General features: G+C 61.9%; 13 protein-coding genes. 3 read left to right on the plus strand and 10 right to left on the minus strand.

The window, feature by feature from the left end; genetic code table 11:
* Positions 1-128: 128 nt before the first annotated feature.
* From thyX to Q4T40_15920, 10 genes are all read right to left on the minus strand, one after another.
* Positions 129-815, minus strand: a complete 687-nt coding sequence (thyX, locus tag Q4T40_15875; GenBank protein ID MDT8902723.1) for an FAD-dependent thymidylate synthase — start codon at positions 813-815, stop codon at positions 129-131.
* Positions 812-1309, minus strand: coding sequence for a ribonuclease III domain-containing protein (locus tag Q4T40_15880; GenBank protein ID MDT8902724.1), 498 nt, complete (start codon positions 1307-1309; stop codon positions 812-814). The genes thyX and Q4T40_15880 overlap by 4 nt, the downstream gene beginning before the upstream one ends.
* Positions 1299-2768 carry a cysteine--tRNA ligase gene (gene cysS, locus Q4T40_15885; protein ID MDT8902725.1) on the minus strand — a complete coding sequence of 490 codons (1470 nt, stop codon included), beginning with the start codon at positions 2766-2768 and terminating at the stop codon, positions 1299-1301. Before cysS ends, Q4T40_15880 begins: the two co-directional genes overlap by 11 nt.
* Complete coding sequence (gene cysE / locus Q4T40_15890; GenBank protein ID MDT8902726.1) at positions 2749-3432, minus strand: serine O-acetyltransferase; 684 nt, start codon at positions 3430-3432, stop codon at positions 2749-2751. The genes cysS and cysE overlap by 20 nt, the downstream gene beginning before the upstream one ends.
* Before the next feature lie 406 nt (positions 3433-3838).
* On the minus strand, positions 3839-5299 hold the full coding sequence (gene gltX / locus Q4T40_15895) for a glutamate--tRNA ligase (GenBank protein MDT8902727.1): 1461 nt from the start codon (positions 5297-5299) through the stop codon (positions 3839-3841).
* A gap of 270 nt (positions 5300-5569) precedes the next feature.
* On the minus strand, positions 5570-5842 hold the full coding sequence (locus Q4T40_15900; protein MDT8902728.1) for a hypothetical protein: 273 nt from the start codon (positions 5840-5842) through the stop codon (positions 5570-5572).
* A gap of 83 nt (positions 5843-5925) precedes the next feature.
* The gene (gene ispD / locus Q4T40_15905; GenBank protein MDT8902729.1) at positions 5926-7092 is read right to left on the minus strand and encodes a 2-C-methyl-D-erythritol 4-phosphate cytidylyltransferase; all 1167 of its coding nucleotides are present in this window, start codon (positions 7090-7092) and stop codon (positions 5926-5928) included.
* A 39-nt stretch (positions 7093-7131) separates the two neighbouring features.
* Positions 7132-8349: an HD domain-containing phosphohydrolase gene (locus Q4T40_15910; protein MDT8902730.1), complete on the minus strand. Its 1218-nt coding sequence runs from the start codon at positions 8347-8349 to the stop codon at positions 7132-7134.
* A 168-nt stretch (positions 8350-8517) separates the two neighbouring features.
* Complete coding sequence (locus Q4T40_15915) at positions 8518-9624, minus strand: PIN/TRAM domain-containing protein (protein ID MDT8902731.1); 1107 nt, start codon at positions 9622-9624, stop codon at positions 8518-8520.
* 118 nt (positions 9625-9742) lie between these two features.
* Positions 9743-10237, minus strand: coding sequence for a CarD family transcriptional regulator (locus Q4T40_15920; protein MDT8902732.1), 495 nt, complete (start codon positions 10235-10237; stop codon positions 9743-9745).
* A 235-nt stretch (positions 10238-10472) separates the two neighbouring features.
* Here Q4T40_15920 and Q4T40_15925 point away from each other — a divergent pair, with 235 nt between their 5' ends.
* From Q4T40_15925 to Q4T40_15935, 3 genes are all read left to right on the plus strand, one after another.
* Positions 10473-10868, plus strand: coding sequence for a DUF1573 domain-containing protein (locus tag Q4T40_15925; protein MDT8902733.1), 396 nt, complete (start codon positions 10473-10475; stop codon positions 10866-10868).
* Between the two features lie 106 nt (positions 10869-10974).
* Positions 10975-12138, plus strand: coding sequence for a stage II sporulation protein P (locus tag Q4T40_15930; GenBank protein ID MDT8902734.1), 1164 nt, complete (start codon positions 10975-10977; stop codon positions 12136-12138).
* A gap of 17 nt (positions 12139-12155) precedes the next feature.
* On the plus strand, positions 12156-12497 hold the full coding sequence (locus Q4T40_15935) for a stage II sporulation protein P (protein MDT8902735.1): 342 nt from the start codon (positions 12156-12158) through the stop codon (positions 12495-12497).
* Positions 12498-12502 lie beyond the last annotated feature (5 nt).

Here is a 12502-nt window from a genome sequence, read left to right on the forward strand (position 1 = left end):
CTATTCCCGAATTATGCGGGCCGTTCAGAAGCTCCCAGATGCAAGGCGCACCGGAAGATGCGAAGCGCCGCGTACTCGGAACGTACGCAAGCTAGCATCTGAGGAGCAACGCCGCAGATGGGGGCTTATCAACGGCCCCCCTGTTTATTGAGCGAGTCAAGCCGCCCGCAGGTTAGATCGCCTTCGCCGCAGAGACCCTGCGTCACGCAGGTCGGCCCCGCCTTGCGGAATAGGTGCGGCGCGACCTTACGGACCTCGACCAGCATGGCGTCGGCCAGGCGGCGGATCTCCCACTGAGCGCGCGCGCAGCAGCGCAGCTCGAAGAAATGCAGCAGCGAGCGGGCGTTCATGGTGACGACGATCTTGGTCTCGGTGGCGTTGGCCAGCACGTAGCGGGCGTCCTCCTGGTGCACGCCGAGGGCGGCGAGCTCATCATAGGCGGCGCGGACCTGGTCCATGACGGCGGCGAACCTGGCCGCCGCCTGCGGGTTGGCCGCCACCGACGGCGGCACTATGTACTCGAAATCGTGCTCCTTGACGTAGCGCTGGGACTGCTGCGAATAGGAGGCTATCCGGTGACGGACGAGTTGATGGGTGAGCACTCGCGACACGCCTTCGACGGCGAAGGTGAAGCTGACGTGCTCGAAGGTCGAAAGGTGCCCCATTTCGACGATCTTGTCGACCAGCTTGGCCACCTGGTCGGGCGACATCTTCTCGACCAGCTGCTCGGCGCCGACCGCCGAGTAGCAGAGGCGGGCCGACATGGCCACCGTGCGTTCGGGGTCGGGGGTATGGCAGATAAGTTTGACCTTCATTTCTCTTCCCCATTTCCGTCCGGATTCGATAATTTCCGGGAAATAACGACAAATGCCTCGCCGGCGAGCGTCGTCAGCCGGGCCTCGTCGCCGCTAAGATACAGGTAACCGAGCAGGGCCTCAAACCCGGTGCTGGCGCGATAATCGCCCACCGAGGCGCTCTTCGGCACCGTCGATTTGGCGTTGCGGCCCCGCTTCACCACCGCCAGCTCGTCCTCACTCAGCACGCCCTCCAGCGTCCGCAGCGCGTGAGCCTGCAACGTCGCCGACACCATCCTCGCCCCGTGGCCGTGCAACACCCGTACGCGGCTCTGCTCGAAGGCCAGCAGCCTGGTGCGCACATAAAGATTGAAGTAGGCGTCGCCGATATAGGCGAGCACCAGCGGAGGGAGGACCCTGGCGTCGGCGGCGTCGAAGCGGGCCTTGGGAACGCCGTCCGCGTCCAGGTCGCCGAAGGTCCTGGCGGTCAGCAGTTCAAACTGGTCAAACTTCACGTTTCTTCCACCTTGCTCCCTGGGGAGAATCCTCGATCACGTAGCCCAGCTCGCCCAGCCGGTCGCGGATGCGGTCGGCGGTCGCCCAATCTTTTTTCTTGCGGGCCTCCTGGCGGATCTCGACGATCAGGTCGAGGAGGGCGGGGGCGGCGCTGTCCTGGGCAGACGAGCCGCCGACAACGTCGGGCGCGCCCATTCGCTCGGCCACCAGCAGGCCGAGGATGTCGGCCAGCTCGTAATACGTGGCCTGCACTGAGGCTATTGCTTCGCCGGCAACCGGCGCTTTCCCTGCCATGACGGCGCTGTAGTAAATGTTGATCTCCTTGGCCAGCCCGTGCATCACGCTTATCGCCAGGGCGGTGTTGAAATCGTCGTCCATGGCGGCGTCGAAGTCGGCGCGCGCTTGGGCGGCCGCCGCCAGCAGCGCCTGGGACGCGTCGCTCGCCCCGCGGGCGACGGTGGTGCCGGCGAGGTACTTCATGTTGTCGACCGCGGCGCGCAGCCTGTCGAGGCCGCGGCCGGCCTCGGCCAGCTGCTCGTCGCTGAAATTGAGCGGGCTGCGATAGTGGGTGGAGAGGATAAAGAAGCGGAGCACCTCCGGCGGGTAGTGGGCGAGGATATCCTTGACGAGGAAGAAGTTGCCCAGCGACTTGGACATCTTCTCCTCATTGACGGTGATGAAGCCGTTGTGCAGCCAGTAACGCACGAAGGGACCGCCGCCGGCGTAAGCCTCGGACTGGGCGATCTCGTTCTCGTGGTGGGGAAAGACAAGGTCGCTGCCGCCGCCGTGGAAATCGAAGCCGTGGCCGAGGTATTTGGCCGACATCGCCGAACACTCGATGTGCCAACCCGGACGCCCGGGGCCCCACGGGCTTTCCCACGAGGGCTCGCCCGGCTTGGCGCTCTTCCACAGGGCAAAATCCATCGGGTGATTCTTGCGCTCGTCCACGTCCACCCGCGCCCCGGCCTTCATGTCGTCGAGGCTGCGCCCGGACAGCTTGCCGTAGTCGGTGAACTTTTCGACGCTGTAGTATACGTCGCCGTCGACGACATAGGCGTAGCCGTCGGCGACGAGCTTTTCGACCATGGCGACGATCTCGCCCATGTGTCCCGACACGGTCGGGTAAAGGTGGGCACGGCGGATGTTGAGCTTATCCATGACCTCGAAATACGCCTTGATATAGCGGTCGGCGATGACGTCCCAGGTGACGCCCTCGGCGTTGGCGGCGTTTATTATTTTGTCGTCCACGTCGGTGAAGTTCTGCACATGGTAGACGGCGTAGTCCTTATGCTCCAGGTACCGGCGGATGACGTCCCAGGTAACGAAGGGACGGGCGTTGCCGATGTGGGGATGGTTGTAGGGCGTCACGCCGCAGACGTACATCTTTGCCTTGCCCGGTTCCGCCGGGATGAATTCTTCCTTCTTCTTGGTCAGACTGTTATACACTCTCAGGGTCACGGTTCTTCAGCTCCTCTTCTAACTGGGCCACCCGTTTCTCCAGCCGGGCCATGTTGCGGTGGAGGCAGAGCAGCATCTCGCCTTCCGGGTCGGGGAGGTTATCGTGGTTCAGGTCTATATTCGCCGCCACGTCGGATAATACCTTGCAGCCGTCCTTGACGACCACCTTGCCGGGGATGCCGACGACGGTCGAATTGGGCGGCACGGCGCTCAGCACCACCGAGCCGGCGCCGATCTTGGAATTCGCGCCGACGGTGAACGAACCGAGCACCTTGGCCCCGGTGGCGATGACGACATTGTCGCCGACGGTGGGGTGGCGCTTGCCCTTCTCCTTGCCGGTGCCGCCGAGGGTCACTCCCTGGTAGAGGGTGACGTTGTCGCCGATCTCGGCCGTCTCGCCGATGACCACCCCCATGCCGTGGTCGATGAACAGCCCCTCGCCGATCGTGGCGCCGGGATGAATCTCGATGCCGGTGAGGAAACGGGCGAGGTTGGAGATGAAGCGCGGCAGCACCACCCAGCCGCGCACGTAGAGGCTGTGGGCGAGGCGGTGGGCCCAGATGGCGTGAAGACCGGGATAGCAGAGCACGACTTCGAGCGCGCTCCGGGCGGCCGGGTCGCGGTCGAACACGGCCTGGATATCTTTTTTTAGGCGTGCGAACATATTGTTCCCCTCTCTTGCGTCAGGATTGCATCGAGAATAATACCGGCAGCCGCGGATTCAGACTCGGGACCAACAGCGCTTTACCGCTCTCCGCAATACAAAAAACCACCGCCTCCTCAGAGACGGTGGTTCCGTGGTTCCACTCTGCTTCGGGCGCTTGGCGCCCCTCTCGCTCCGGTAACGGCGGCGGCCGGGACGGCATACTATCTTTCCGCCGTCCTGCTCACGGGGGCATTTCGGTCGCGCCGCGCCCGGTACCGCTCGCAGCCTGTGACGGTACCTCTCTGCCGGGTGGTGTGCGCCTACTTCTCCCGATCTTCGCAATTCCAAGTATTATGATTGGTATTATTATATTTTGCTGATACTCACATTATAGAGGGGGACAAGCGTCGTTGTCAATGGGGGGCTAAACGGCGGCAAGAGTACTTTCCATTCTCGCCAGCACCCGCTCCCGCCCCAGCAGCACGATCAGGCGGATGAGGTCGGGGCCGTGGACCTGGCCGGTGAGGGCGACGCGGACAGGCATGTAGACCTTGTTGCCGCCCAGCTTGAATTCCTTTACGATCCCCTTGAGCACACCCTTCACGGCGGCGTCGTCGATTGCCGGCAGGGCGGTCAGCCGGTCGCGGAAGGCGGCCATTACCTGCGGAATGTCGGCGTCGCGCAGGATTGCCCGCGCTTCGTCGCTTTCGAACGTCACCTCGTCCTTGAAAAAGACGGCGAGATGGTCGACGGCCTGGGCGGCGTAGCTGATATGCTCCTGGACGACGGCCACCGCCTGCTCCAACCAGACCCGCTGTTCGTCCTTGAGCGGCAGGGCGATGTAGCCGGCCGCCTCCAGGTGGGGCAGGGCGAGTTCGGTGATGACGGCCGGGCCGGCCTGGCGGAGGTAGTGGGCATTCAGCCAGTTGAGCTTGTCGACGTCGAACACGGCCGAGTTCTTGGCCACCCGGTCGAGCGAGAATTTTTCGATCAGCTCCTCGCGGCTGAAAATCTCCTCCTCCCCTTCCGGCGCCCAGCCGAGCAGGGCGAGGAAATTGACGAGCGCTCCGGGCAGATAGCCCAGGTTACGGTACTGCTCCACCGAGGTGGCGCCGTGGCGCTTGCTCATTTTGGTGCGGTCTTTGCCGAGGATGAGCGAAATATGGCCGAACTCGGGCAGAGGCAGCCCAAGGGCCTGGTAAACGAGGATCTGGCGCGGGGTGTTGGAGAGGTGCTCCTCGGCGCGGATGACATGGGTGACGCGCATAAGGGCGTCGTCAAGCACGACGGCGTAGTTATAAACCGGGATGCCGTCCGATTTGACGATGACGAAGTCGCCGATGCCGTTCGACTCGAAGCTGACGGTGCCGCGCACGAGGTCGTTGAAAATGATCTGCCTGTTCTCCGGTACCTTGAAGCGCACGGTGGCTTTGCGGCCCTCGGCGGCGAACCGCGCCCGGTCGGCGTCGGTCAGTGAGCGGCAGCGGCCGAGATAGCGGGGCGTCTCGCCCTTGGCGGTAAGCTCCTGCCGCTCGGCTTCGAGCTCTTCCTCGCTACAGTAACAGTGGTAGGCGCGGCCGGCCGCCAGCAGCTTGTCCGTGTATTCGCGGTAAAGGCCGAGCCGCTCGGTCTGGCGGTAGGGGCCGTACGGGCCGCCCACGTCCACGCCCTCGTCCCAGTCGATGCCGAGCCAGCGGAGCGCCTCCTTGATATTCTCCTCCGATTCCCTGGTCGATCGCTCCAGGTCGGTGTCCTCGATGCGGAGGATGAATTTGCCGCCTTCCTTGCGGGCTAGCAGCCAGTTGAACAGGGCCGAGCGGGCCCCGCCGATATGGAAAGGGCCGGTCGGGCTGGGGGCGAACCGCACCCTAAGTTCTTTATCCATATGTAATCCCTCCAGAGTCGCGCTTATCTTTTAGTATTTTAATCCATATCGGAATAATACGCAAACCAAAGTTGACAAAACAAATGGAAACAGCACTTGCCTGGCAAGTGCTCTCCCCGTGAAATGTACCAGGCCGTTCAGAGGCCCCAGATGCAAGGCGGACCGGAAGAGCGCGACGCGACGCGTACTCGGACGTACGATAGCAAGCGCTCTGAGGACCAACGCCGCAGATGGGGCCTATCAACGGCCTGCATTGATTCAGCCTCAAAATTACTGGTTATAGACCTTGAGCAGGAACAATCCGCCCTCCACATCCGGCGCTACCACCGTCGTGTTGCCGACGGCGGGGCCCGAAACAGGCTGGGCGCCGTCGCTCGCTATCCGCAGGCGCCATACCACCCGGTCGTTGAACCACAGCTCGCCGGTCACAGTGCCGTCATCCTGGCGGCCGACGGCGACGTTCAAGCTGAACGCCGCGCTGGCCGTAGCCGCCGGCATGAGCAGAGCGCATATCAGCAGAAAAACAACCGCGATCCTGGCCATACTTCACACCCCCGCTAACCATATATGCGCGCGAAGCAAGGAATGTGCATAGTATGCGCCAGCTTACCGTTTTTATGCGCCCGCTACCCGGCCGGCTCGATCGCGGCGACCGCCTGGGCGGCGATGCCTTCGCGGCGGCCGGTGAAGCCCAACCCCTCGGTGGTGGTTGCTTTGACGTTGACCCGGCCGGCGTCGATCCCGAGGGCGGCGGCGATGTTGGCGTTCATGGCCGGGATGTGAGGGGCGAGCTTGGGCTTCTCGGCGATAACGACAGCGTCGATGTTGGCGGCGCGCCAGCCGGCGGCGGCCAGCTTTTCGCCCACCGCCGCCAGCAGCCTGACGCTGGAGGCGCCCTTGTAGGCGGGATCGGTGTCGGGGAAGTGGCGGCCGATGTCGCCTAAAGCAGCCGCACCGAGCAGGGCGTCCTTGACGGCATGGAGGAGAACGTCGGCGTCCGAATGACCCTCGAGGCCCTTCTCGTACGGGATGTCCACGCCGCCGATGATAAGCGGGCGGCCCGCCACCAGGCGGTGTACGTCGTAGCCGATGCCGATCCGCGACGTAGCCTTGGTCTCGTTTCCCAAAAGAGCCTGCGCCATGACCATATCCTCCGGGGTCGTTATCTTGATGTTGCGATAGCTGCCGGGGACGATCCTGACCTTTTGCCCCAGCCTCTCCACCAGCGCGGCGTCGTCGGTGGCCACCACGCCGGCGGCGGCGGCCAGCGCGTAGGCCTCGCGCAGCAGGGAAGCGGCGAAAACCTGCGGGGTCTGGATAGCCCACAGGGTGCTGCGGTCGGGGGTCGCGGCGACGCAGCCACTCTCGTCGACCGTCTTGATCGTATCCTTGACCGGGACCGCCACGCCCGCCGCCCCATGTTCGCGGGCGGCGGCGATAGCGGCGCTGATGGTTTCGGCGTCGACGAGCGGCCGCGCGCCGTCGTGGATGAGGATGATATCGGCAGCGTCCGGCATGGCAGCCAGCGCGTTGGCTACCGAATGCTGCCTTTCGGCGCCGCCGGCCACCACCCGCCACGGCTTGGCGAGCGCCAGCGGCGCAATTAGCGCCGCGGCCTGCTCTTCCTCACCGGGAGCGACGACGACCACCAGGTCGGCGACCTCCGGGCAGGCTGCCACCGCCGCCACGCTGCGGGCCAAGATCGGCCGGCCGGCCAGCGGCAGAAAGACCTTATTCATTTCCTTTCCCATCCGCCGGCCGCTGCCGGCGGCGGCGACAACCGCCGTCACCACAGGTTTCGTCCCCCTTCTGCATCTGCGGGCGTACCCCGCTCAGTGCGCCGCATCCCCTCGCCCGCTCCCAGGCTTTTCTCCGGGAAGAGCGGCGAGGCTGGCGATGGCGTCCGCCGCTTCGCCGTTGCTTCGCCCGAGATCGGCGAAAAAAGCGTCGAGCACGGCCGGGTCGAACATGGTTCCCCGGCCCGCGTGCATTATCCTAACGGCTTCCGGCACGCTTATCGCCGGCCGGTAAACACGGTCGGCGGTGATGGCCTCGTATACGTCGGCGACGCACAGGATGCGCGCCACCAGAGGGATCTCCTCCCCCTTCTGCCCGTGAGGATAGCCTGTCCCGTCAAAGCGTTCATGGTGCGACAATATGTATCCGGCTATTTTGGCCAATGGCTTGACGACAGCCAGCGTATTATAGCCGATCTCCGGGTGGCGGCGGATTACGGCGTATTCCTCCTCAGTCAGCCGCCCCGGTTTGTTGAGGATCGCCTCAGCCACCCCGATCTTACCGATATCGTGCAGGAGGGCGGCGATGGAGATTTCTTCGATGACTTCGGGAGAAAGGCCCAGCTGGCGACCGATGCGCAGGGCGATATCCCGCACCGCCACCGAGTGCCGGCCCGTCGCGGTGTCGCGGCTGTCGATCAGGCTGGCGAGAGCCCCTACCGTCTGAACGAAAACGTCGCGGTTTTCCCGTTCCAGCGTCACCTTGCGGGTGGCATCGAAAACTATCTCGAGGACGTGCCTTATTTCGCCACCCTTGCCGACCATCGGAATGGCCGTCTGTTCAATGAACAGCTCTTGCCCCGCCGCCGTTCTTTCCTGCTTGACATTCTGCTGAACCTCGCCCGTCGCCAGGGCGCGCTCCACCGGGCAGTTGTCACAGATCCGGCCGGAGCCGAAAAAGGCGTAGCATTTACGGCCAAGAACCTCGGCGGCGCTGAAGCCGGTCATTTTCTCCACCTGCCTGTTGACCCGCCTGACGGTGAACGAGGGGTCGAGAGCCACGACCGAGCACGGCAACTGTTCGAGAAGAGTCTGGAGCGAGGTGTCGCTCTCCCTGGCCCGCGCCACGGCGGCCTCGCGCTGTCGCCGGTATTTGCGCCGCTCGCGCACAGCCCGCCAGGCGGGCATGCACAGCCCGCCGATAGCGATTAAATTGATGACCGTAACCATGAGGCTGCCGTCGTGGGCCTGGAGTTCGTGGTACGCGTTCGACGCAACCGCAATCAAAGCCAGAATTCCTGCCAGCAAGTACACGGATAACCCTATCCTCCCTAACGGAGCCGGATGTTATTCTTTTCGGCCCGCCACGGCCTTTTTCCTCCAGCAGCCGGCCATATCCCGCCATTATCCGCGCCCGGACATAAAAAATAAGGCCGCAAACCGGTTGCGGTTTACGGCCGTCGCTGCGTCGGGATTATACTTTTATAGCGCTTTCGGTTTGGCGAAGATCATGCGCCCGGCGGCCGTCTGCAGCACAGACGTCACCAGCACGCCGATAGTTTCGCCGATATGGCGCTTGCCGCCGTCGACCACGATCATCGTGCCGTCGTCGAGATACGCCACACCCTGGCCGAACTCCTTGCCGTCCTTGACGACATGCACGACCATCTCCTCGCCCGGCAGCACCACCGGTTTGACCGCGTTGGCCAGCTCGTTGATGTTGAGCACCGGCACGCCCTGAAGCTCGGCAACCTTGTTGAGGTTGTAGTCGTTCGTCAGGATCTTGGCTTTAAGTACTTGGCCGAGTTTTACCAGCTTGGAATCCACTTCGGCGATATCGTCGAAATCGCGGTTGTCGATCTGGACGTACATCCCCAGCTCCTTTTGGATGCGGTTGAGGATATCCAGCCCGCGGCGACCGCGGTTGCGTTTCAGCAGATCGGAGGAATCAGCGATATGCTGCAACTCCTCGAGAACAAATCCGGGGATGAGCAGCGTGCCTTCGATGAACCCGCTCTTGCAGATGTCGGCGATCCGTCCGTCGATGATGACGCTGGTGTCGAGAATCTTGTACTGGGCGATATTCGTCGCCTTGTCTTTCGCTTTGTCCTTGGCCAGCCACGGAACCATGGAAATCAGGCCAAAAAGTTCCTCCCGCTTGCGGATGGCGACGTTGATGCCGATATACCCGAGGACAATACTGACAATGCCGGGAACGTACTTGCCCACGATGGGAATCGGCAGAAACGCGGAACCTAACAAATTAGAAATTATAAGTCCGACGGCTAAACCCAGAGAGCCGGCAATCACATCATACACGGGCATCTTGTTGAGTCTGGCTTCCATCCAGTAGGTAAACTGCCACAAGCGCTTGATGATCACGGGCGCCAGCAGGTAACCGATTAATCCGCCCGCAACGGCGCCGAACGCAAAGGACAGGATGGTCGCCATCGTGATGCCGAAGAAGCCTACGCGCAAGAATTCGGGATTGACGAAGGTGGCCAGGATCGGAATTATTCGATCAGCCAAAACTAATCCGGCGACAGCTGCAAGGACTGTGATTACGAATCTTAGTGCCTTATCAAGCAATATTTCACCTCCTTTCGGTCACTATTAAATTATATAAGACAATAGGCCTCCCGACAAGCAGTAAAATACATAAAATGGAAATATACTTTAGTTTATCCCGCGTTCACAAAAAAATACGTCAGTCGCCTGGCGTATTTTCGAGAAACAGGCCGTCGATCCAGGCTTCCACGCTGCAAAGGTCCTTGTTGCAGGCCAGTACGAGTTCGCTGACGAGAATCTGCTTGGCCGTATCCAGAAGCCGTCGCTCGCCGGTGGACAATTTTTTGATCCTGTCTTGCAGCATGAGGTTGCGAACCACCTCCGCCACCTCAAAGATATTGCCGCTCTTGATCTTCGACAGATTGGCGTTGAAGCGCCGGTTCCAGTTGGCATTGGTCTGCGCCGGCGCGGTGCGGAGAACATCGATCACCTTCGTTACGTCCGGTTCGTCGATCACGCCGCGCAGGCCCACATTGTCGGCGTTCTTCATCGGAATCATCACCCTCATGCCGCCGTAAGGCATTGTGAGGATATAATAGAGCTGCCGCTGGCCGAGAACTTCGTGTTCTTCGACAGCTTCGATCACCCCAGCTCCATGCATGGGGTAAACTACTTTGTCGCCAATCATCAACATCGCGGCACCTCCTTAACGTATACGATTAGTATAGCATAACAAGCTTGACCTGTCAAAATCAAATATTTTATCATAGCCCTCCGTTTCTTGTCAATCAATGATTTCTAGATTTTTAACGGCGGCTGAAACGCGAGGCTGGCTCGAAACCGATATACTTTTCGCCTGATAAGGTGGCAGCCATTGACAATGACGGAACGGTATTTATATAATAAGCCTAAAGCGAGGTGTTGGCCGAGTGGATGACAAATGCTGCGCAGACTTCCAAGCAGCGGTGGATGAGTATCTGATCCGCCATCGCAGCGTCCTAGATGTTCTCACCAAATACCAGGAAGCTACCGCCCGGGTAAACCGTGCGCTGGCCAAGGCCGTCACCGAGTGCGGCTGCGTGGAAATCAAAGCCGGCCGCCAATCCGCACCTGCCGAAGTACAGTACAGCGACCTGAAGAACTTCGTCTCCTCGCACGTCTCCGGCGAACCGTGCGAACATTGCAAGGAAATCCTCACCAAGGAATTGGGGCGCAGCCTGTTCTATACCGCCGCCCTATGCAACATCGCCGGCCTCAGCCTCCATGACGTCCTCCGCCGCGAACACCGCAACATTGCGACCCTGGGTATATTCCACCTCTCCTGAACTTCATAACTAGACCGCTGAGGGAACAGCCCTCAGCGGTCTTTTCACATAAAGGGCTCTTGCAGCGGTTATCCTAAATTCAGACTCCATCTAGCGAGGTGCCCACATGGGACGCGTTGCTTTCTACCTGGCGCTTTGCCTCTGCCTCGCCACGCCGCTGGCGCCGGCTGAGGCCGCCGACCCCCACGAGTTGACCGCCGGCTATATGACCGTCGCTGACGAGCGCGGCGCCGTAATACTGGAAACAGGACTGATAGTCCGTCCCGGCGATATGTTTATCGGCGAAGACAACCGTCTGTACGAAATCAACGCCGTCGAAGGAACGCTGGCCAAAGCTCGCTTCCTGCGCGACGAGCCCCTGGCGGCGCTTGACGCGAGCATTCCCGTCCAGGCCCCGGTCCCGCCGCCGGGCGGGCCTGTCCCTGCCGCCCCGGTCGCCCCCGACACGGTCCGGACGCCCTCTCCCGCCCCGCCGCAGCAGCTCATCGCCATCTACTACACCCATAACGACGAATCGTACATCCCCACCGACGGCAAGGCCACCATCAACGGCAACGGCGGCATCTTCAACGTCGGCGGCGCGTTCGCCCGCCGCCTCATAGAACTCGGCTACGCGGTCGAAAATGACCAGACCCGCCACGACCCCCACGACGCGAACGCCTACCAGCGCTCGCGCCGCACCTTCAAACGCCTGCTGGAGCAAGGGCCCGCCGCCTCCTTCGACATCCACCGCGACAGCGCGCCGCTAAGCTCCTACCAGGTCACCATCGACGGCCAGCCTGCGGCCAAAATGTTACTGGTCGTCGGCCGGCAAAACCAGAACCGCCAGACGACCCTCAACTACGCCAAAAAAATCAAAGCCGCGGTCGACTCCAGATATAAGGGCCTGATACGCGGCATCTTCATAGCCCACGGCAACTACAACCAGGACCTCAGCCCGCGAACGATGCTGGTGGAAATGGGCACCCAGTACAACTCCCGGGACGCGGCCGAACGAACCGCCGCTTTCTTCGCCGACACCGTTCCCCTCTTCCTCGCGCCGCCGCCGAAAACCCCCGTGGCAGCCGCCGCGCCCGGCAGTGAAGGCCCGCCAGCGGCGGATGAAGGCGGCTTCGTCCGCGACATCGTCAACATCGTCGCCGTCCTTGTCGCCGGAATCGCCGGCTTCCTCTTCATAAGCACCGGCAGTTGGCGGGAAGCCAGGCGCAAGCTGGCTCGCTTCCGCCGGCTCGAGTTCACCAATTTTCTCGGTAAAAAGCGCAAGGAATAAACAAGGAGAGAACGGCCGTGGTAGCCAAAAAGCGTCTATTCGTCCTTGTCGCCGCCTTGCTGGTCGGCGGCATCGCCCTTTACCTGCTGATCAACACGCTGCCCCTCAGTCTGCCGCCCGGCCAGCAAAAACCGGGGGAGACGCCGCAGAAGGTCTATGACCACTATGTAATCCTCGAAGCCGGGACCGACCGGATGCTCATGTACGTCCCCCTGGTGGTCAGCGTCGGCGACGAGCTCATCACCGAGGAAAACAAGCGCTATCAGATCGTGAGAATAGAAGAAAACCGGGCCTACGCCCGGTTTGTCGAATACGTCGGTATCCCAAAAGACGGTCAGGAAGATCAGAAAAAGAAATAAATAAA

The organism is Selenomonadales bacterium 4137-cl (assembly GCA_032334055.1).
Classification (GTDB): domain Bacteria; phylum Bacillota; class Negativicutes; order Sporomusales; family UBA7701; genus Anaeroselena; species Anaeroselena agilis.